Origin of the sequence: Pseudarthrobacter sulfonivorans (assembly GCF_031454915.1) — a bacterium.
Classification (GTDB): domain Bacteria; phylum Actinomycetota; class Actinomycetes; order Actinomycetales; family Micrococcaceae; genus Arthrobacter; species Arthrobacter sulfonivorans_C.
In genome coordinates, this window is the sequence record NZ_JAVDRS010000011.1 from 22,308 (window position 1) to 42,082 (window position 19,775).

Sequence of the window (19,775 nt, forward strand, 5' to 3'; positions counted from 1 at the left end):
TTTTCGAAAGCGTGCGTCAGAGCGAGGTAGTGGGCCCACGCCGGCAGGGTTCCCTGGCCGAGCTTGCGAGGCTAGGGAACCGGTGGGGCGCAGCACGCGTGAAAACCTCGGCCCGCCGGCTTCCCGCACCTCTGCGGCTAGTTATTTAGCGCTGCCCAGAGGTTGAGGGACGATGCGAACACAATCCAGGTGATGTAGGGCAATAACAGGAGCCCCGCCAGCCTGCTGATCGGGCCGAAGCGGACCACCGTGACCGTCACGGCCGCGATCAGTGCAAGGATGACCACAAAGGCCAGCCAGAGCGCAGCCGTCCCGATCAGTGGATACAGCCCGAAGAAAGTCGGCGTCCACAGCAGGTTGAGCACCAGCTGGATTCCGTAGGCAACCAGGGCCGGCCGAGACTCGGGACTGCCGCGGCGCCAGACCAGCCACGCGGCCACCGCCATGGCCGTGTAGAGGGCTGTCCACACTGGCCCGAACAACCAATTGGGTGGCGACCAGGGCGCTTTGTCGGCGTCGACGTACCAGCCGTTCACGTTAGCCACCGTGGCGAACGCACCCAGCCAGGCGACCAAGGCGGAGGCCGCGAGGAAGAGAACGAGGGCCACCACCTGGGCACCGAGCCCGCGTTTCAGGCCGGCGCCTTCGGGCTGGTGGGCGGACTTTTCCGGGAGTAGCTCCATGCGTCAACACTCGCGAAGCCCGGGCTGCGAGTCAAGGCGCTCCGCGCCCTGCTGGACCGGCCGGACCGGTTCAGGCTTTAGACTTGTGGCTACATGTCCGCACGCAGCTACGAGCACAGAACCACGAACGAAACCCTGAGATTGGACACTGCCCCCTTGCGAGAATTCACCGCCCGCTTTGCCACAGCGGAGGAAATTGAGAACTGGGACAAGCACGTCACGGCCAACCCCAGCGGCGGCAACATGCTGCAATCTGCGGCCTACGCGTCCGTGAAGAACGGCAGCGGCTGGAGCGTGCGCTTCCTGGTCCTGGAGTCGGGCGGGACGTCCAGCTACAACCTGGTCCTGGAGAAGAAGTTCCCCATTCTGGGCCGCCTCTGGTACCTGATCAAGGGCCCGGACCTGGAGTCAGCCGCGGACCTCAAGCCCGCCCTGGCAGCCTGTGCGGCATTCGCCCGCAGCCGGAAGCTCAACGTCTTCACTATCAAGATTGAACCGGACATCATCTCCTCGCCGGAAGTCCAGGCCCAGCTCGCGGCCGCCGGCCTGGTGAAGGCAGCCAATATCCAGTCCAACGACTCCACTGCGCTGCTGGACATCGCTGCGCCGGAGAACGAGGTTCTCCGGGCCATTTCCTCCCGGGCCCGCAACGCGATCCGCCGTGCCGAACGCGAAGGCTGCGAAGTGGTGGAACGCGAACAAAGCCCGGAAACGTACCGGGCTCTCTATGGCCTCATGGCGGACACCGTGAGCGCCAAGGGCTCCATGCCGCTGCGCAGCTACGGGTACTACGCCCAGTTCTGGGACGAGTTCTGCAGCCGCGGCCAAGGCCGGTTCTTCTTTGTGCATGAGGACGGCAAACCCAGCGTCGGTGCCTTCGTGATCAACTATGGTGCGAAGGCAACCTATAAGGATGGCGGGTCCACCCAGAACCGCAAGCAGTACGGCGATTCCCACCTGGTCCAGTGGGCCGCGATCCGCCGCATGCAGGAACTCGGCTGCACCGAATACGACTTCTGCGGGACCCCGCCAGCGGCCCAGATCAAGGACAAGGCCCACAACCTGTACGGCATGGGCATGTTTAAGACGAGCTTCACCAAGACGGTCACGGACTTCGTCGGCTGCCATGACTATGTCCTGTCCCCGGTCCGGCACACCCTCTGGATCAAGGGCGCGGAACGGATCTTCCGCCGGCTCGAAACCGCCCGCACCGGCCAGCAGTTCTACTGACAGCCCAACCGCAACGCACACCCACCACCACGAAGGCCAGCGCATGCCCCAGCCGGGCGGCGCAGCCACAGATGAGGTTACTTCCGTGAATCCAACCAAGGCAGGAGCCGGGCTTGAGCTCGGCGTCCTCAGCGATGCCGAGTTCGAGGCCTTCTCGCTCAACCACCCACAAAACAACTTCATCCAGTCGGTCGACTTCGTCCGGTTCCAGCGTGCCCGCGGCCAGGTCGTTGAACTGTTCGGTGTCCGCCGTGACGGTGAGCTCGTCGCCGCAGGCAAGCTGAACTACACCACCAACCGGTGGGGCTACAAGGTGTGCGAGTGCGCCAAGGGCCCCCTCATGGACTACACGGATACCGCTCTGGTGCGTGACGTCGTCGGACTTCTCAAAGAACGCGCCGCGGACCGCAAGGCGGCGGAACTCCGGATTTCACCGAACCTGACGTACATCGCCCGCGATGCCGACGGCGCCGAGCACCCGGAAGTGGCGGACAACAGGCCGCTGGTGGCCGAGTTGGCCGGATTGGGCTTTGAGCATCAGGGCTCGGACATGAACTTCGTCAACGTGAACTGGATGTTCATCAAGAGGCTCGAAGGCATTGCGGACTCCGAAGAGCTCATCATGAGCACCAGCTACCGGACCCGCAAGGCCATCCGCAAGGCTGAGAAGAACGGTGTTTTCCTGGAACAGGCCACCCTGGCGACCCTGGATGAGTTCTACAACGCGTTAAGCACCGCCGGGGACGAGAAGGGCTTCGTCTACCGGGAACGCGAATACTACGAACACCTCCTGCGGACCACCTCGCCCGAGTTCACCAAACTCATGATGGCCAAGATCGACATCCCGGCATACCGGAAGTCCATCACCGAACGCCTGGAAGCCGAGTCCGCGTCCGCGGCCGAACTGCGCCGCGAGATTGAGGAAACCGGCAGCAAGAAGAAGGCCAACCGGCTCAAGGTGGTCCAGGATCTGGCGGACAGCTATGAGCGGAGCCTCAAGGATATTGAGCGGTTCCCGGATTCGGTCGGCGTCGCCACCGTGGCAGCCATCCACTTTGTCTGCTTCGGCGACGAAGTGGTGTGCGTGATCGGCGGCACCAAGCAGGACTACATCTACTTCAACGGCGCCACCTCGCTGTATTGGGGCATGATGCTCCATGGACTCGAGAAGGGTTATGCCCGGTACAACTTCTACGGCACCTTCGGCATCGAGGGGCAGGACGAGGAAGGCCACGGCGGCTACCAGTTCAAGAAGGGCTTCGGCGGCGACGTGGTCCAGCTGCTTGGCGATTTTGTGATGCCGGTCCGGCCGCTCGCGTTCCGGGCCAACCGCCTGGCCCGGGCCGCCGTGGCAGCGGCCCGTACAGTACTCGGCAAACTGCCGCTGAAGCGGCAGGCGTAACACCAATCCACCAAAGCGAAGAGGGAGGCGGACCAACGTGAACAAACGTCCCGAGAATTACCGCGGCAAGCCTCATATAGACGGCCTGCCCAAGACAGAGCCGCTCTCGCCCTCCCAGCTCGGCCACGATGCTGCGGCCAAGCGGATGCTGCGGCGCCTGGTCCAGGGGGAGAACCCGCCGACGGCGCCAATGAGCATCGTGGACAGGCTCGCCGGGAGCCCTTATGCCAACCCCATGATCCAGGTGGGCGGGGTGGACACCTCCGCCCGGAAAACCCTTGACTTTGCCCTGCACCTCGCCGAGACCATGTTCCGGTACGGGGCGGGCGCCTTGGAGGTGGAGACGAGCATTATCGCCGTCACCGCGGCGCTGGGGTTGAAAAACATCGAAGTGGATATCACCAACCAGTCGGTGGCCATCAACTACGCCCCCAAGGACCAGCCGCCCATTGCGCTGCTTCGGGTAGTGAGGTCCTGGACCAACAACTACGCCGGACTGGCCAAGGTGCACCGGCTGGTGACGGACATCGTTGCCGGGGGAGTGGGCCGCGATGAGGCGATCCGCCGGCTGGACGAGGCCATTACCAGTCCCAAACCATTCCCGCGCTGGATGGTCACCATGGCCTTCGGCGTGTTCGCTGCCGTCTTTGTGGGCGTCCTTGGCGGGGGACCGGTTTCCTCGGCCATTGCTTTTGTGGCCAACCTCGGCGTCAGCCTGCTGGCCCGGCAGCTGGGCCGGTGGCGCGTTCCGGACTTCTTTACGACGGCGGCGTGCGCCTTCGCCGTCACACTCACCGCGCTGCTGTTGTGGCGCTTCGGCCTCACCAATGCGCCGGCGATCGTGGTGGTGGGCGGCATCCTGCTGCTCCTGCCCACCGGGCGCCTGGTCTCCTCCGTCCAGGACGCCATCAACGGATTCCCCGTGACGGCTGCGGGCCGGTTCCTTTCCACATTGCTGACTTTCGGCGCGATTGTTGCCGGGATCGCGGTGGCCTTCGTGGTGGGGTCGATGACCGGGATGCAGGCGATCGACGTGACGCAGACCTTCCCGCCGGCTTACGACCTGTGGGTCCTGGTGATCTTCACAGCCATCGCGGTGATAGCGATCGGCATCACGGAGCAGACGTCCTGGGAGTTGCTGCTGCCCACTGCGGCTGTCGGCGTAGCCGGCTACTTCGTCCTGCTCGGCGCCGGTGCCCTCGGCCTCGGCGACCGGTTCTCCCCGGCGCTCGCCGCCGTCGTGATCGGCCTGCTGGCGAGGGTAGTGGCGCTGAAGATGGGCGCCCCGCAGCTGGTGGTGGCCGTGCCGGCGGCACTGATCCTGCTGCCGGGCCTGACCATTTTCCGCTCGATGTATGTCCTGACCATCGAGGAATCCGAGATCCTGCTGGGCGCCGGCGGCATGCTCAACGCCGGTGCGATTGTCCTGGCCACTGCGGCCGGCATTGTCCTCGGCGACACCCTCGCAAGGCCCCTGACGCGCAGCCTGGCAAGCAACGAGCGGCGCCGCGCCCGGCGGCGATAACGCCGCGGGCAGCAGGGTTCCGCTGGATCTCCCTACTTAGACCTTCCCAACGGGGAGTTTCTTCTCAGCCTGGAAATCGTCCTCCACCCGGCCCTGGGCCCAGTAGCCGGACAGTGACACCTGGCTCCGCTCAAGGCCCCGCTGAACGAAGAGCACGTCGCGCAGCGCCTTCATGTAGCCGCGCTCGCCATGGGCAAAAACGTCAACGCGCCCGGCAGGCCACTCGGCGTCGGCCACTGCCGACACGAGGAGGCCGCCGGAGCCGGCGGGCACGCCGTTGCGGCGGAGCCAGGTGACCTGCAGGCCTCCCGGGGCTGCGATGGGCTGGATGTCGGCGTCACTGTCCACCTCGAGGAACGCCAGGCCGCGCGCCTCCGCGGGCAGCGATTCGATGGCTGCGGCGATTGCCGGCAGGGCGGCTTCGTCGCCGGCGAAGAGGTACCAGTCGGCGTCGGGCGACGGGTTGTAGGCGCCACCGGGGCCCGTGAAGGTGAAGGTGTCGCCGGGCTTCGCGGCAGCGGCCCAAGGTCCGGCCAGCCCCTCGTCCCCGTGGATCACAAAGTCGATGGCGAGTTCCTGGGCTGCTGTGTCCACCCAGCGGACCGTGTACGTGCGGGTGAAAGGCCACTGCTGGCGCGGCATGGTTTCGCGGATGGTCCACAGATCGAGCGGCTGGGCATAGTCAACGCCTGGCTGCGGGAACACAATCTTGACGTAGCGGTCCACGAAGTTGTTGTTGTCGTAGGTGGAGAAGCCCGGGCCGCCTGCCACAATCCTGACCATGTGGGGCGAGAGTTCTTCCCGCCGGATCACGGTGAGATCGATCTGCGGACGTGTCTTCTTTGTTGCGCTCGTGGCGGCCGGGACTGTGCTCATAAGGCAACCCTAAGCTAAACGACTGGAGGGAGTTCCCAGGTTACGCCGGCGGAGCCCTGCTCCCGCAGCAGCTGATTGATCATGCTGAAAGGCTTGGAGCCGAAGAAACCGCGCGACGCCGACAAAGGGCTCGGGTGCGCACTGGACACCACCGCCGCGCCGGACAGGAGCGGCCGGACGCCGTCGGCATCCTTGCCCCAGAGCACGGCCACCAGCGGCGGCCTCCCGCCGTCGGCGGTGCGCCGGTTGGCAACCGCGGTGACGGCCGCCGTCGTAATGGCCTCCCAGCCCTTGCCCCTGTGGGAGCCGGCAGCGCCGGCCCGGACGCTCATGACCCGGTTCAACAGGAGGACGCCCTGGCTGGCCCATGCGGACAGGTCCCCGTGGACGCGGGCGGGAATGCCGAGATCTGACTCGAGTTCGCGGTAGATGTTTGCCAGGCTCCGCGGGATGGGCCGCGTCCGGGCGTCGACGGCGAAGGACAGGCCGATGGCGTGGCCGGGCGTTGGGTAGGGGTCCTGGCCCACGATGAGTACTTTGACCTCGGCCAGCGGCTGCTTGAAGGCGCGGAGCACGTTCGACGGCGAGGGCAGGACTTGGTGCCCCGCGGCCACTTCCGCGGCCAGGAAAGAAAGGACGCTCCTGAGCTCAGCATCAACTGTTTCCAGCGCGTCCGCCCAGTCAGCAGCCATCAGCTCGGTGAGCGGCAGCGCGGCCAGTTCGGCGAAGCCCACGGCGTCCGCGGGCTCCTCCTCCAGTTCGAACAGGGCGTCAGATTCAAACACGGTCCCATTCTCGCAGGGATCCCCGCCGCCCCTCCGAGTCTTTGTCCACATAACACCGATTTCGGGATGCAAAAACGCGAACAGGTGGACAAAAACTCCGAGGGGGAGGGAAATGACATCCGTGTTATTTACGCCGTAGCATGGGATGAGATTTTCCAACTCGACCAGCGAAGGATGTGCCGTGGCGGAGCCTGCTCGGGAACACGTACCGGAGACTGCAGAGCGGAACCCGCTGCTGGCTGATTTCGCCCTTCGTGACTCCCCGTTGAGCGAGCGCGACCAACAGATGCTTGCCTTGGAACGGCAGTGGTGGAAGTACGCCGGGGCCAAGGAACAGGCCATCAGGGAGCTTTTCGACCTGTCCGCCACTCACTATTACCAGCTGCTTAATGCCCTCATAGATTCCGAGGCTGCGCTGGCCCACGACCCCATGCTGGTGAAGAGATTGCGTAGACTACGTACGTCGCGTCACCGGGCACGCACTGCACGCCGCCTGGGTTCCGACGCCTGACTTACTTCGTGCTGAGCCATCAGCAGCAATCAACAAGGATGTCTCTGCACCATGACCAAATACGCTCGGGATGAATTCGACAAAGTTCCGGAGACCGCCTCGAGGCAAGGCGTTCATCGCACGGCCTCGGCACCGGCCGGGCGCAAACTCTGGCCCATCCTTGCTGTGGGGATCGCGGCGCTGGCCATCGGCTTGGTTTCCTTTTTGATCCTTCCCAAACTTGGCTTCACGCAGGCAGGCAGTGAGCTGTCCACAAGCCTGGAATCGTCGGCTTCGCCGGAGGCAAGCGCAGCACCTTCGGCCAGCAAGGATCCGTCCCCCAGCGCCGTGCCCTCGGAGCCCTCGAAGAGCCCGGAAGCCAAGCCGGAAGCATCTGCCACGCCGTCTGCCACCGAAGCGCCGGCTCCTGTCCTGAACAAGGCCGTGGGCGTTGCCGTGTACAACGCCGCCGGCACCGCAGGGCTCGCCGGACGTGTCAGCTCAATGGTCCAGAACGACGGTTGGACGCTGGGGCCAGTTGGCAACTGGGCCGGCGCGCCGCAGCAGACCTCCGTGATCTTCTATGCCGGGGCAGCCCAGCAGGCCAACGCCGAGGCGCTTGCCACCCTCTTGGGCATTCCCACGCTGGTCGACAGCCAGGAGTTCCAGGTTCCCGTAGTGGTGGTTCTGGGGCCGGACTACCGGTAGCGTCTCCGGAGTCGCTTCTCCCGGTCACACGTGCATAACTTTTGGGCAGCGGAGCGGCCGTGCGGCTCGGCCAGCAGGACGGCCAGTAGCTAGAGTGAATTCAGGCTTCGGTCCGTACAACGCGGCACCCAGCGGAGTGGACCGTCGGCACTACCGAAAGAGTGGACATCATGGCACTGGGAACCGTTAAGTGGTTCAACGCCGAAAAAGGCTATGGCTTCATTACCGTGGATGGCTCCGGGGACGATGTTTTTGTGCACTGGTCGGCTATTGATGGTGAAGGCTACCGTGCCCTCGACGAAGGACAGCGCGTGGAGCTCGAAATCGGCGAGGGCGAGAAGGGCCCGCAGGCCGAAAGTGTCCGGCCCGCAGAGTGAACTCCGGCAACCAGCGTTCTACAGCCCTGCGTTCTACAGCCTTCCGGACAACCATTGCGGCGGCTCTCCTGCTGGCACTGGCCGGCTGTGCCGGAGCCACCGGTGGTAACTCCCGGCTGGACTCGGTTGAAGCCTCCGGCGACGGCGTCCTGCGCATTGGCCTGATCCAGGACAGCACGGGGGAGCAAGGCTTCCTCAACGATTCACAGCGGGCCGCGGCCGAGCTGGCCGTAAAGGACATCAACGCCGCCGGCGGACACAAAGGCAGGCCCGTGGAGTTGATCATCGGGGCCGGTGATGATGCCGGATCGCAGGCGATGAACCTCACTGCAGCCAAGGCCGACGTGGTGATTGGACCCACGGATTCCAGTAATGCCACAGCTGCCATCGACGTCCTCTCCGCCGACAGGATTCCACTGATTTCGCCGGCCAACACGGCGGCCGCCCTGAGCACCTACAAGAGCGGCGGCTACTACTTCCGGACCGCCGCTGCTGATATTGCCCAGGCCTCCGTGCTGGTAAAGCTTGCCAAGGACGGCGGAGCCAAAAGCATTTCTCTTGTCCACCAGGACAGCGTTTACGGTGAGGACGTCTCCGCCGCGGTAGCCAGTGCCGCGACGGATGCCGGCCTGGCAACCGTCAGCACATCGGCTTTCAAGCCGGGCTCCGCGCAGCAGGCGGCTGTGACTGCCCACGCGGCAAAGCCCGACGCCGTTGTGCTGATCGCGCGGGAGGACGCCCAGGGCGCCCTCGCCGAACTCAACAATGCGGGACTGTCCGGCAGCAAAGTCATCCTCAGTGACGGGGCGTTCGCGCAGTATGGGTCCGGGCTGGGCTCGAAAGCCCTGGATGGTGCCCGTGCCGTGGTGCCGGGCGTGTTTGCCGCGGCAGCCTTCCAGGCCCGGCTGCTGGCAGTGAGTCCGGCGTTGAAGGACCTCTCCTTCGCGGCAGAGGCCTACGACGCCGTGAATGTGGCGGCCCTGGCGGCGGCGACGGCTGATGACGATGCCGGGCGCTCCATCGCGGCGAACCTGATCACTGTATCCGGCGGCACCGCCGGCGGGCAGGATGCCGGACAGCCCGGCAAACCGTGCCTTCGGTACGCCGACTGCCTCGCGGTCCTGAAGTCCGGGGCGAAGGTCAATTATGACGGCGAATCCGGGCCGATTGCCTTTGACTCCCAGGGAGATATCACCACGGCGAACTTCATGGTGTTCACCTACGGCGCCGACAACCGGGCCGTTCTCAGCGGACGTGAGGCTTCAGGACGGGCAGCAGGCTGATCGCCAGCGGCGAACGGCCGCCGCTGGATAAGCGGATTTGCGGTCCATTCGCTTGCACTCTCACCTAGGGAGTGCTAATTATTGACTTAGCACTCCTACGTACCGACTGCTAAAGCAACGTCCGGTTTCTGCCGGTTTCGGAGCTTGGCCCAGGTCGTGGAGCGAGAGAAATACCTGGCTGGAGTGAGATCCCCAGCCGCGGCGTACAGAGGCCGCGGGTAAAGGATCGTCCGTCGCGGGCACTGCAGTGAGGATCATTCTTAACGACTGTCCCGAAAGGACTACTGCCGTTATGGCCAAGATCATTGCATTTGATGAAGAGGCACGCCGCGGTCTTGAGCGGGGCCTGAACATCCTCGCCGACGCCGTCAAGGTCACCCTCGGCCCGCGTGGACGCAACGTCGTCCTCGAAAAGAAGTGGGGCGCCCCCACGATCACCAACGATGGCGTTTCCATCGCCAAGGAGATCGAGCTGGACGATCCTTACGAGAAGATCGGCGCCGAGCTGGTCAAGGAAGTTGCCAAGAAGACGGACGACGTCGCTGGCGACGGCACCACCACGGCTACCGTGCTGGCCCAGGCCCTGGTCAAGGAAGGCCTGCGCAACGTTGCAGCCGGCGCTGACCCGCTGTCCCTCAAGCGCGGCATCGAGAAGGCCGTAGAGGCCGTCACCGTTGAGCTGCTGGCCTCCGCCAAGGAAATCGAAACCAAGGAAGAGATTGCGGCTACCGCCTCCATCTCCGCCGGTGACGACGAAATCGGTGCCCTCATCGCCGAAGCCCTGGACAAGGTGGGCAAGGAAGGCGTCATCACGGTCGAGGAGTCCAACACCTTCGGCCTGGAGCTGGAGCTCACCGAAGGCATGCGCTTCGACAAGGGTTACATCTCCGCCTACTTCGTAACCGACACCGATCGCCAGGAAACGGTCCTTGAGGATCCGTACATCCTGATCGTCAACTCCAAGATCTCCAACGTCAAGGAACTGGTTGCTGTCCTGGAAAAGGTCATGCAGTCCAGCAAGCCGCTGCTGATCATTGCCGAAGACATCGAGGGCGAGGCCCTGGCCACCCTGATCGTCAACAAGATCCGCGGCACGTTCAAGTCTGTTGCCGTCAAGGCTCCGGGCTTCGGCGACCGCCGCAAGGCCCAGTTGGCCGACATCGCTGTTCTCACCGGTGGCCAGGTCATCGCCGAGGAAGTCGGCCTCAAGCTGGAGACCGCCGGACTGGAACTCCTGGGACGCGCCCGCAAGGTTGTTGTCACCAAGGACGAGACCACCATCGTTGAAGGTGCCGGCGACGCCGACCAGATCGCTGGCCGTGTTTCCCAGATCCGTGCCGAGATCGAAAACTCCGATTCGGACTACGACCGCGAGAAGCTGCAGGAACGCCTGGCCAAGCTGGCCGGCGGCGTTGCAGTCATCAAGGCCGGTGCCGCAACCGAAGTTGAGCTCAAGGAACGCAAGCACCGCATTGAGGACGCTGTCCGCAACGCCAAGGCTGCTGTTGAAGAAGGCATCGTCGCCGGTGGCGGCGTTGCACTGATCCAGGCCGGCGCCAAGGCGTTCGCCAACCTGAACCTCACGGGCGACGAAGCAACGGGCGCCAACATCGTCCGCGTTGCCATCGACGCTCCGCTGAAGCAGATCGCCTTCAACGCCGGCCTCGAGCCCGGCGTTGTGGTGGACAAGGTCCGCGGCCTGCCCGCAGGCCACGGCCTGAACGCAGCAACCGGCGAATACGTCGACCTGCTGGCTGCCGGGATCAACGACCCCGTCAAGGTGACCCGCTCTGCACTGCAGAACGCGGCTTCCATTGCCGGTCTGTTCCTCACCACCGAGGCCGTTGTGGCCGACAAGCCGGAGAAGAACGCTCCGGCCATGGGTGGCGGCGACGACATGGGCGGCATGGGCGGCTTCTAGTCCCCAGCTTTTCCACGCACGACGCACGACGGCGGTCCTCACCAACGGTGGGGGCCGCCGTCGGCCGTTAACCCCTATGCGTCAAGTAACCCCTGGGCGTCAAGGGCGCACCGGAATTCTGGCAGGATGGAATGGTGACGATTACAGCAGCAGCCGACGGTTCGGCTTTAGGAAACCCAGGCCCGGCCGGCTGGGCCTGGTATGTCAACGACGACTGCTGGCGGGCCGGCGGATGGCCGCATGGCACCAACAACCAGGGCGAGCTGATGGCCGTTCTGGACCTGTTCCGCGCCACCGCCCATGTCCCGGACGAAGACCTGAGGGTCCTCTGCGACAGCCAGTACGTTATCAACTCCATCACCAAGTGGATGCCGGGCTGGAAACGGAAGGGCTGGCGCAAAGCCGACGGCAAGCCCGTCCTGAACGTTGAGCTGCTCAAGGAGCTGGACCGGGAACTCGCCGGCCGCAAATACCGTTTCGAATGGGTCAAGGGCCACGCCGGCCACGACCTCAACGAGGCAGCTGACGTGCGGGCCCGTGCCGCGGCCACTGCATACCAGCAGGGTGTGGCAGCTCGTTCCGGCCCCGGCTTCGCCGGTGCCCCAGCAGCGGTCAGCCCGGCAGCAGCCAGCACAGCATCAGCCAGCTCTGCCGCCTCTGCTGCCGGAGCCTCTGCTCCGGGGGCCGCCAGCACGGCTGTCCGCACGGCGGCCGCTCCCGTCTCCGCTGCCCCCGAGAGCCCGTTCGGACAGGCGCCCTATGAAGAACCGGACCTCTTCAGCGAACTCGAGACCGACGTGTTCGCCGTGGCGGAGGACACTGGCGCGGAGCCCAACCCCGAGGCGATCGTCGAGGCGCTCGAACGGGAACTGGCCGGCCCGGACGCCAGAAGTGACATCGGACGTACCGGCGTCCTCCTCCACCCGGACTTTATGGAAATCGGCAGTTCGGGCCGGGTCTGGACTAGGGACGCCATGATGATGGCGATGGAAGAGGATCCCGGGCACCACACGGAGCTCGAAATCCTGGGCGCGGACCGTATCGGCACCAGTGCGGTCCTGCTGACGTACCGAAGCTACTCGCGCTCGGGCACGGTCCTTCGAAGCTCGCTGTGGGTCCTGGACGGCGGCAGGTGGCGGCTGCGGTTCCATCAGGGAACACCCGAAGCCTGACGGGCCCCAACAGAGCCCGACAGGCGAGCCGAAACCTGACGGGAAGCTGAAGCAACGGCCTTAGCTGAAGCGCTGCGTGTTGCCCTGCTCGGCCTGGGCGTAGGTATTCGCCGCAGATGCCAGGGCCATGTTGATGGACGCCAGCGACGCCTCGACCTTGCCCTGGGTCATGGTCCACTCCGAAACAAGGGCCTGGAAATTGTTGGCAGCGGAGCCACGCCATGTGGCCTGCAATTCATCCAGGCCGCGCTTCATGGTCTGCACGTCGGCGCTGATCCGGTCAACTGTAGCCTTGACGTTGGCTGACTTGAGCTGGAGCAGTTCGGTATCGACGGAGATGATGCTCATGGCTGGTGCCTCTCGATGTAGTGGGGCTGCTTCCGCTGCCCGCCCGGCTGCTCCGGGCCTCTGCAACGAGCCTACGGAGGGGCCCTGCCAGCCCGCCACGCCCGATGGGCTGTATGTGGATAACAGGACCAGCTGGACATGACACGGTTCGTCTTGGCGCGCCTGCTCCACTGAGAGGGAGACCGCCGGTACTTGTTCCGCGCGGAACGGTTAGGCGCGGAAAACGCTGTTGTGGTCCTGGCCTTCGCCGGCGGACTCGCCCAACTGTTCGCGGGCTGCGCCGTCGCCGGCGTGCTCGGCGCCCTCTGCGCCTTCCTCCCGGACAGGCAGGCTGACCACCAGGGTGGCGCCGCCGCCGTCAGTCGTTTCCACCCTGACGGATCCGCGGTGCGAGCCCACGATGGCGGCGACAATCGCGAGCCCCAGGCCGCTGCCGCCGGTTTCACGGGTCCGCGACGTGTCCGCGCGGTAGAAGCGCTCAAAGACCTTCGCAGCGTCATCCTCGGAGATGCCCGGGCCGTGGTCCCGGACCTCAATCACGGCGAGGGGTTGCCCGTCGTCGGACGGCCGCACGCCCACGGCGAGCTCGATCGGGCTGCCTTCAGGGGTGTAGCGCAGCGCATTCCCCACCAGGTTTCCCACCACTTGGCGGAGCTTTGCTTCGTCCCCAAGTACAGGTGCGGGCAGGGCAGGGCCGCCATCGAGCCCCGTCAGGGAGATGGGACGCGCGCGGTCGATAGCCCGGGTGTCCACCACAGCGTCATGGGCGATCAGCTGCAGGTCCACAGGTTTTTGCTGAAGGGGCCGCTGCTCGTCCAGGCGTGCCAGCAGCAGGAGGTCCTCCACCATGGATCCCATGCGCTTTGCCTCGCTCTCGATCCGCCCCATGGCGGTGGCCACGTCCTCGTCGGTGGACAGGGCACCGTGCCGGTAGAGCTCGGAAAAGCCCCTGATGGTCACGAGCGGGGTGCGCAGCTCATGGGACGCGTCGGCGGCGAACCGGCGCATTCTGGCTTCCGAAACCATCCTTGCGGCGAAAGCAGACTCGATGTGCGCCAGCATGGCGTTCAGGGAATTTCCGAGCCGGCCCACCTCGGTGTAGGAATTTTCGATCTCGACCCGCCGGGAAAGGTCACCGGCAGCGATGGCAGCGGCCGTTTTCTCGACCCGGGCCAAGGGCCGGAACGACCGGGAAACCGTCCAGCTTGCGATCAGGGACGCGAGCAGCAGCGTGAGCAGGCCCGTGCCGCAGATCACCAGGGTGGCGTGCTTGAGGACATCGTCCACACTCTGCAGCGGCAGGCCGATCACCACGACTGCCAGGCGACCGCCGTCGAGGACGGTCACTGCAACGACGCGCCAGTTCTGGCCGTCCGTGCCCCGGACCTGATAAGGCTTGCTGTCCCGCCGCTGGGCCTCGTCGACGGAGATGCTGCTGATGTCCGGACGGACCTCGGCATCCCCGCCGAACGAATAGGGCTCCTCGCCGGGCGTGAAAAGAGTGAGCGAGTACTCGGTGGGGACCATCGGGTTTGGTGCCTGAAGCGGCGTAAACGAGCGCTGCTTGCTGGCAAGATTGACGGCGGCGTAGAGCTTGTCATCCACCTGGCCCACGAGGTAGCTGTGCAGCAGCGTCAGGGTGCCCGCGCCGGTCGCGGTCAGGGCAACAATCAGCAGCGCCATGATGATGGCGACGAGCTGGGACCTCAGGGAGGCCGACTTCCACCGCTGCAGCAAGGGTCAGCGCTTCTCTGCTGTCCGGAGCACGTAGCCCACGCCGCGCTTCGTCTGGATCAGGGCCGGTGCGTCCGCATCGATGTCCACTTTACGGCGAAGGTAGGAGATGTAGGACTCCACAATCGAGGCGTCGCCGTTGAAGTTGTATTCCCAGACGTGGTCCAGGATCTGGGATTTCGACAGCACCCGGTTGGGGTTCAGCATGAGGTACCGCAGGAGTTTGAACTCGGTGGGGGACAGCTCGATGACGGTGCCGCCACGCCGCACTTCGTGGGCGTCGTCGTCGAGCTCCAGGTCATCAACCCGGATAACGGCGTCATCGTCGAGCAGCGGCTGGGTGCGGCGGAGGACGGCCCGGATGCGGGCCACCACCTCATCGAGGCTGAAGGGTTTGGTGACGTAGTCGTCGCCGCCCACGGTGAGGCCGGTGACCTTGTCCTCGGTGTCGTCCTTCGCTGTCAGGAACAGGACGGGGAAGTGCTTGCCGGAAGCCCGGAGCTTGCGCGTGACAGTAAAACCGTCCATGTCCGGCAGCATGACGTCGAGCACGGCCAGGTCCGGTGCGTGCAGTTCGGCGGCAGCCAGCGCGTCCCGACCGTTGGCAGCCGAAACCACCTCGAAACCGGCGAAGCGAAGGGAGGTGGACAGCAGCTCGCGGATGTTGGGTTCATCATCAACAACGAGCAGCTTGGCTTCTGGACCGGTCTTCTTCATACTCACATCATGCTCCCAGAATCTGTGAGTTTTCTGGATGGAAGGTGTGTGTTCCATGTGGCCCGGGTCCGCCCCGCCGATTGCCGCCGGTTACTCAGGCTTGTTGTGCGCGTGCCCGCCGTGCATGAACGGTGAATCGATGCCCTCATATTGCAGGAGCGCCATCATTCCCTGGGCAGCGTGCTCCAGATTGTGGCAGTGGTCCATCCAGATGCCCGGATTGTCTGCCGTCAGCAGCACCTCCCACACATCGCCCGGCAGCACATCCACGGTGTCCAGGACCAACGGTGAACCGGCCGGGGCGACGCCGTTCCTGCTGAGCACCCGGACGTGGTGCCCGTGCGGATGCATGGGGTGCGGCTCGGCGCTGCGGTTGACCAGCGTCAGCTTCACAACGTCACCTTTGGCCACTATCAGCGCCGGGATGCTGGGGTAGGCCGCGCCGTTTATGGTGTACGCGTACCGCGGCACACCATCCACGAACCGGAACTGCTGGTCCAGGACCAGCACTTCCTGGCGCGTCGCCTCCTCGACGGCGGGAGCATTCGGGTCGGGCTGGCCGTAGCTGAGCAGGTCCAGTTCTGCGGCCTTGGCGAAGGTTCCTGCAGGCAGGCTGGGCGCGGCCTCGCCCGCATCCCCCGGGACGGCCCCTTGGGGTTCAGGTCCGGCTGGATGAAGTACGACGGCGGCGCTGGCCGCGGCTTCCATCCGCAGGGTCACCGGCGCGTCGGGCATCCGGAAGACCACATCCAGCCGTCCGCCGGCGCCTATCCGCAGGACCCTTCCGGAGACTGGCTGCGGCTGGTGGACCGCTGTACCGTCGACGGCGGCCACGGTGAAGTCCGCGCCCATCAGCACGTACCGCTGCGGCAGCGAATCGGTGTTGACGAGCCGCAGCCGGACCTGGGTTCCGGTGGGGACGGAGTGAGTGCTGATCCGGTCCGAGGCGCCCAGCAGGGACAGCCCGTCGAGGGTGTGACCGGCCACTACCAGGTCCGTGGGCTCACGTTGGCTGGCCGGATCCCTCACCACGAGGGAGCCGTAGAGGCCCTTCCGGACGCCTTCGAAGGAGTCCTGGTGCGTGTGGTACCAGTACGTGCCGCTCTGCGCGGCGACGAAGCGGTAGGTCATGGACTGCCCCGGCGGTACTGCATCCTGGGTGGCCCCGGCCACGCCGTCCATGGCGTTGGGCACGTCATAGCCGTGCCAGTGCAACGTCACGCCTGCGCCGACGTCGCGGTTGTGCAGCACCACTTCCAGGACCTCGCCGAGCTGCGCCTCCAGTGCGGGTCCGGGAACGCTGCCGAACGTCCAGGCCTCGGTGGATTCACCCGAAGGCAGCGTGATGCGTTCAACGCGTGCGGTCAGGTCGTAGCGGCGGATGGCAGCATCCGCCGGCAAGGTGCCGGTCAGCCGCGTGACAGGGGTGGTTTCCACCGGCGCCGTGGTGGGTGGCTTGCCGTGGTGGACGACGGCGCCGATCGCCTTACCGTCGGCTGCCCGGCTGTCCAGCCACGCCACGCTGCCCGTACCTAGAGCGGCCGCTGCCATCAGGGAGGCCACCGCTACTCCCGCCGTGGCTGGCCGCCGGCGGCCGGCGACGGAGGGGAAGAGCAGGACGTGCGCGAGGAGCGCGCCTGCCGCCACGAAAAACAGCAGGACGGCTATGGCCCAGGGCGCAGGGAACGGCCCCAGGACAAGGTTCACCAGGACCGATGCTGTGGCTCCGATGGCGGCAAGGATGATGCCCATCAGTGCCGGCCGCGGCGTTGGGCCGGTGTGCTGGCTGCCGGTTCCGGCCGTGCTTCGGAGCTTCATCAAGTACGGTATGCCCGTTACGGCGGCGATGACCGCCGGGATGGCGGCAACGGGCAGGCCTATGGTTGCCCTTTCGGTGGCAAACCACCAGCTGCCGGTGGCCAGCGCCGGCAGGACCGCCAGCCGGCCGAGCAGCAGCGCGAGGGCCGCCGCCAGGCAGTGCAGCGCGATCCCGGCCCAGGTCCTCGCTGACCGTGTTGTGGACGCGGACCCTGTTGTTGCGCGCAGGGCAAAACAAGCGGCCGCGGTCCAGGCACCGGCAGCGAGGACGGCCAGCGCCAGGTCCAGGGCCAGAAGCTGCGAAGCGGTCACGATGCCTGCCTCTTAGTGCCTGCCGGTCATGGGCATAACTGTTGCTGCCTGGCGGGGAAAACCTGATTGCACAGCACCCTGCCGGTCAGGCCGTTGCCTGGCTGGACGGGGCGTCTGACGTGTCCGCCCTGGGCGGTAACGGCTGGGGGTTCAGGGCTGCCGCCCGGGCCCGCCGGAAGAGCCAGTAGGACATAAAGATCATGAGCGCGCCCGTGAGCGGGTGGATGGACACTACCCAAGAGCCTGCCGGGGTGACGAACTCTTCGGAGGATCCGGTGAGCATGCCGCCGATGATGAAGATGAACAGCTGGACCCATGTGAGCAGGAAGATCCCGGCCGCCAGCCAGATGGTCCGGGAGCCGGCGCGCGCTATGGCAGCCACGATAGCGGCCAGCAGCGCCGCATAGCGCAGGACGTATTGGCCGTTCACGATGTGGTAAACGCCTGCGTCACGCTGTTCTTCAATCGAATTCTGGAAATGGAAGTAGCCCGCAAAATAGAGCTGGGCCAGAGAAGACAAGAGGATGATGGCCGCCAGGGCCAGGAGTACTTTGCGCATGGGAAGTCCTCAGGCAAGAAGCTATGGGATTCATCAGGGCCGCAAGTCCGCCGGCTCCCTGGCTGCGGGAACCCCCATGGCCGGCGACTGGCCGCCAGGTTGCCGGGACCAGGGGCAACCGTCAATGGCGGGACGCTTTACCCCAAATAGTAAATTCGCTGGACAAAAATATCAAGAGCGCTATGATGCCCTAGGCGGCGCCCACGTCTTTCGCATCCATGATCCGGTAGGCGTATCCCTGTTCGGCCAGGAAACGCTGCCTCTTGGCCGCGAAATCCTGGTCCAACGTATCCCTGGCAACCAGCGAGTAAAAGCGGGCGGCCCGGCCGTCTTTTTTGGGGCGGAGCAGCCGGCCCAGCCGCTGCGCCTCCTCCTGCCGGGACCCGAACGAACCCGAGACCTGGATGGCCACCGACGCCTCGGGCAGGTCAATGGAGAAGTTGGCCACCTTGGATACCACCAAAGTGTGTACGTCACCGGCGCGGAAAGCGTCGAAGAGCTTCTGCCGTTCCTTGACTGAGGTGTCACCCTTGATGACGGGGGCCTCGAGGCGCTCGCCGATCTCGTCCAGCTGGTCAATGTACTGCCCGATCACCAGCAGCTGCTCGCCCTGGTGCCTGGCCACCAGCTGTTCCACGATCAGGGTCTTGGACTCCGACGTCGAACAGAGCCGGTACTTGTCCGCGTCCTCAGCCATCGCGTATGCCACGCGCTCGTCCCGGGGCAGGTCAACGCGGACCTCCACGCAGTCCGCGGGCGCGATGTAGCCCTGGGATTCGATGTCCTTCCAGGGCGCGTCATACCGTTTAGGACCGATCAGGCTGAAGACCTCTCCTTCACGGCCGTCCTCGCGGACCAGGGTGGCGGTGAGGCCCAGCCGGCGGCGTGCCTGCAGGTCCGCGGTCATGCGGAAGATCGGAGCGGGCAGGAGATGGACCTCGTCATAGATGATCAGGCCCCAATCGTGGCCATCCAGTAGCTCCAGGTGGGCGTACAGTCCGCCGCGTTTAGTGGTGAGGACCTGGTAGGTGGCGATGGTGACAGGCCGGACTTCCTTGACAGAGCCCGAGTACTCGCCGATTTCATCCTCCGTCAGCGACGTCCGCTTGAGCAGCTCGTCCTTCCACTGCCGGGCTGCCACCGTGTTGGTCACCAGGATCAGTGTGGTGGTGGAACTCGTGGCCATGGCCGCGGCACCCACCAGGGTTTTTCCCGCGCCGCACGGCAATACCACCACGCCGCTGCCGCCTGCCCAGAAATTCTCTGTGGCGAGCTGCTGGTAGGGGCGAAGCTTCCAGCCGTCCTCGTTCAGGGCGATCAAGTGCGGTGTGCCGTCCACGTAGCCGGCCAGATCCTCGGCCGGCCAGCCGATTTTCAGGAGCAGCTGCTTGAGCTGGCCGCGCTGGGAGGAGTGGACCACGATGGTTTCGCCGTCGATCCGCGGCCCCAGCAAGGGCTGGATTTTCTTGGCGCGGACCACTTCCTCCAGCACCGGGTAGTCGTCCGTGCGCATCACCAGGCCGTGCTGCGGATCCTTCTCAAGGCGGAGCCGGCCGTACCGGGACATGGTCTCTTCGACGTCGATCAGCAGCGAATGCGGCACCGGGAACCGCGAGTATTTGAGCAGGGTGTCCAGCACTTTTTCGGCGTCCAGTCCGGCGGCGCGCGCGTTCCACAGTCCCAGCGGTGTCAGCCGGTAGCTGTGCATGTGTTCCGGGGCGCGTTCCAGTTCGGCGAACGGGGCGATCGCGTGGCGGGCCTCCGTAGCCAGTTCATGGTCCACTTCGAGCAGGATGGTCTTGTCGCTCTGGACAATCAGCGGGCCGTCGTTCACG

At 65.4% G+C, this 19,775-nt stretch carries 18 protein-coding genes; 9 read left to right on the forward strand and 9 right to left on the reverse strand.

Going from position 1 to position 19,775, the window contains the following annotated elements:
• Window positions 1-137: 137 nt before the first annotated feature.
• Window positions 138-683 (reverse strand): TspO/MBR family protein, encoded by a 546-nt coding sequence (locus J2808_RS20005; RefSeq protein ID WP_309820151.1) that lies wholly within the window; start codon window positions 681-683, stop codon window positions 138-140.
• A 141-nt stretch (window positions 684-824) separates the two neighbouring features.
• Here J2808_RS20005 and J2808_RS20010 point away from each other — a divergent pair, with 141 nt between their 5' ends.
• The 3 genes from J2808_RS20010 (at window position 825) to J2808_RS20020 (ending at window position 4,840) form a co-directional block, all read left to right on the forward strand.
• The gene (locus J2808_RS20010) at window positions 825-1,913 is read left to right on the forward strand and encodes a lipid II:glycine glycyltransferase FemX (protein WP_397428095.1); all 1,089 of its coding nucleotides are present in this window, start codon (window positions 825-827) and stop codon (window positions 1,911-1,913) included.
• 85 nt (window positions 1,914-1,998) lie between these two features.
• On the forward strand, window positions 1,999-3,315 hold the full coding sequence (locus J2808_RS20015) for a peptidoglycan bridge formation glycyltransferase FemA/FemB family protein (RefSeq protein WP_309820155.1): 1,317 nt from the start codon (window positions 1,999-2,001) through the stop codon (window positions 3,313-3,315).
• A 145-nt stretch (window positions 3,316-3,460) separates the two neighbouring features.
• Complete coding sequence (locus J2808_RS20020) at window positions 3,461-4,840, forward strand: threonine/serine exporter ThrE family protein (protein WP_397428096.1); 1,380 nt, start codon at window positions 3,461-3,463, stop codon at window positions 4,838-4,840.
• 36 nt (window positions 4,841-4,876) lie between these two features.
• On the opposite strand, the gene J2808_RS20025 is transcribed toward J2808_RS20020, so the two are convergent.
• Complete coding sequence (locus tag J2808_RS20025; protein WP_309820159.1) at window positions 4,877-5,716, reverse strand: siderophore-interacting protein; 840 nt, start codon at window positions 5,714-5,716, stop codon at window positions 4,877-4,879.
• A gap of 14 nt (window positions 5,717-5,730) precedes the next feature.
• Window positions 5,731-6,501: a uracil-DNA glycosylase gene (locus J2808_RS20030; RefSeq protein WP_309820161.1), complete on the reverse strand. Its 771-nt coding sequence runs from the start codon at window positions 6,499-6,501 to the stop codon at window positions 5,731-5,733.
• 181 nt (window positions 6,502-6,682) lie between these two features.
• Here J2808_RS20030 and J2808_RS20035 point away from each other — a divergent pair, with 181 nt between their 5' ends.
• From J2808_RS20035 to J2808_RS20060, 6 genes are all read left to right on the forward strand, one after another.
• Window positions 6,683-7,012: a DUF3263 domain-containing protein gene (locus tag J2808_RS20035; RefSeq protein WP_309820163.1), complete on the forward strand. Its 330-nt coding sequence runs from the start codon at window positions 6,683-6,685 to the stop codon at window positions 7,010-7,012.
• A 51-nt stretch (window positions 7,013-7,063) separates the two neighbouring features.
• Complete coding sequence (locus J2808_RS20040) at window positions 7,064-7,699, forward strand: LytR C-terminal domain-containing protein (protein ID WP_309820165.1); 636 nt, start codon at window positions 7,064-7,066, stop codon at window positions 7,697-7,699.
• A 170-nt stretch (window positions 7,700-7,869) separates the two neighbouring features.
• Window positions 7,870-8,076, forward strand: a complete 207-nt coding sequence (locus J2808_RS20045) for a cold-shock protein (RefSeq protein ID WP_255770373.1) — start codon at window positions 7,870-7,872, stop codon at window positions 8,074-8,076.
• A complete protein-coding gene (locus J2808_RS20050) occupies window positions 8,073-9,359 on the forward strand; it encodes an ABC transporter substrate-binding protein (RefSeq protein ID WP_309820168.1) in 1,287 nt (428 codons plus the stop codon). The genes J2808_RS20045 and J2808_RS20050 overlap by 4 nt, the downstream gene beginning before the upstream one ends.
• A 292-nt stretch (window positions 9,360-9,651) precedes the next feature.
• A complete protein-coding gene (groL, locus tag J2808_RS20055; RefSeq protein ID WP_309820170.1) occupies window positions 9,652-11,280 on the forward strand; it encodes a chaperonin GroEL in 1,629 nt (542 codons plus the stop codon).
• Between the two features lie 134 nt (window positions 11,281-11,414).
• Complete coding sequence (locus J2808_RS20060; protein ID WP_309820172.1) at window positions 11,415-12,452, forward strand: ribonuclease HI family protein; 1,038 nt, start codon at window positions 11,415-11,417, stop codon at window positions 12,450-12,452.
• 60 nt (window positions 12,453-12,512) lie between these two features.
• Here the strand turns inward: J2808_RS20060 and J2808_RS20065 are convergent, their stop codons facing one another.
• From J2808_RS20065 to J2808_RS20090, 6 genes are all read right to left on the reverse strand, one after another.
• Window positions 12,513-12,800: a WXG100 family type VII secretion target gene (locus J2808_RS20065; RefSeq protein WP_309820174.1), complete on the reverse strand. Its 288-nt coding sequence runs from the start codon at window positions 12,798-12,800 to the stop codon at window positions 12,513-12,515.
• 210 nt (window positions 12,801-13,010) lie between these two features.
• Window positions 13,011-14,537, reverse strand: coding sequence for a sensor histidine kinase (locus tag J2808_RS20070; RefSeq protein WP_309820176.1), 1,527 nt, complete (start codon window positions 14,535-14,537; stop codon window positions 13,011-13,013).
• A gap of 3 nt (window positions 14,538-14,540) precedes the next feature.
• Window positions 14,541-15,251 carry a response regulator transcription factor gene (locus J2808_RS20075; protein ID WP_309820178.1) on the reverse strand — a complete coding sequence of 237 codons (711 nt, stop codon included), beginning with the start codon at window positions 15,249-15,251 and terminating at the stop codon, window positions 14,541-14,543.
• A 90-nt stretch (window positions 15,252-15,341) separates the two neighbouring features.
• A complete protein-coding gene (locus J2808_RS20080; protein ID WP_309820181.1) occupies window positions 15,342-17,381 on the reverse strand; it encodes a multicopper oxidase family protein in 2,040 nt (679 codons plus the stop codon).
• Window positions 17,382-17,466: 85 nt separating this feature from the next.
• Window positions 17,467-17,940 carry a hypothetical protein gene (locus tag J2808_RS20085; protein WP_309820183.1) on the reverse strand — a complete coding sequence of 158 codons (474 nt, stop codon included), beginning with the start codon at window positions 17,938-17,940 and terminating at the stop codon, window positions 17,467-17,469.
• 190 nt (window positions 17,941-18,130) lie between these two features.
• The gene (locus J2808_RS20090; RefSeq protein ID WP_309820184.1) at window positions 18,131-19,774 is read right to left on the reverse strand and encodes a DNA repair helicase XPB; all 1,644 of its coding nucleotides are present in this window, start codon (window positions 19,772-19,774) and stop codon (window positions 18,131-18,133) included.
• Window position 19,775: the final 1 nt, after the last annotated feature.

Bases quoted from the DNA above. Each gene is read 5' to 3' on its own strand.
- J2808_RS20075 (WP_309820178.1), bottom strand. From the start codon at position 15,251: ATGAAGAAGACCGGTCCAGAAGCCAAGCTGCTCGTTGTTGATGATGAA.
- J2808_RS20085 (WP_309820183.1), bottom strand. From the start codon at position 17,940: ATGCGCAAAGTACTCCTGGCCCTGGCGGCCATCATCCTCTTGTCTTCT.
- J2808_RS20040 (WP_309820165.1), top strand. From the start codon at position 7,064: ATGACCAAATACGCTCGGGATGAATTCGACAAAGTTCCGGAGACCGCC.
- J2808_RS20020 (WP_397428096.1), top strand. From the start codon at position 3,461: ATGCTGCGGCGCCTGGTCCAGGGGGAGAACCCGCCGACGGCGCCAATG.
- J2808_RS20005 (WP_309820151.1), bottom strand. From the start codon at position 683: ATGGAGCTACTCCCGGAAAAGTCCGCCCACCAGCCCGAAGGCGCCGGC.
- groL (WP_309820170.1), top strand. From the start codon at position 9,652: ATGGCCAAGATCATTGCATTTGATGAAGAGGCACGCCGCGGTCTTGAG.
- J2808_RS20065 (WP_309820174.1), bottom strand. From the start codon at position 12,800: ATGAGCATCATCTCCGTCGATACCGAACTGCTCCAGCTCAAGTCAGCC.
- J2808_RS20045 (WP_255770373.1), top strand. From the start codon at position 7,870: ATGGCACTGGGAACCGTTAAGTGGTTCAACGCCGAAAAAGGCTATGGC.
- J2808_RS20025 (WP_309820159.1), bottom strand. From the start codon at position 5,716: ATGAGCACAGTCCCGGCCGCCACGAGCGCAACAAAGAAGACACGTCCG.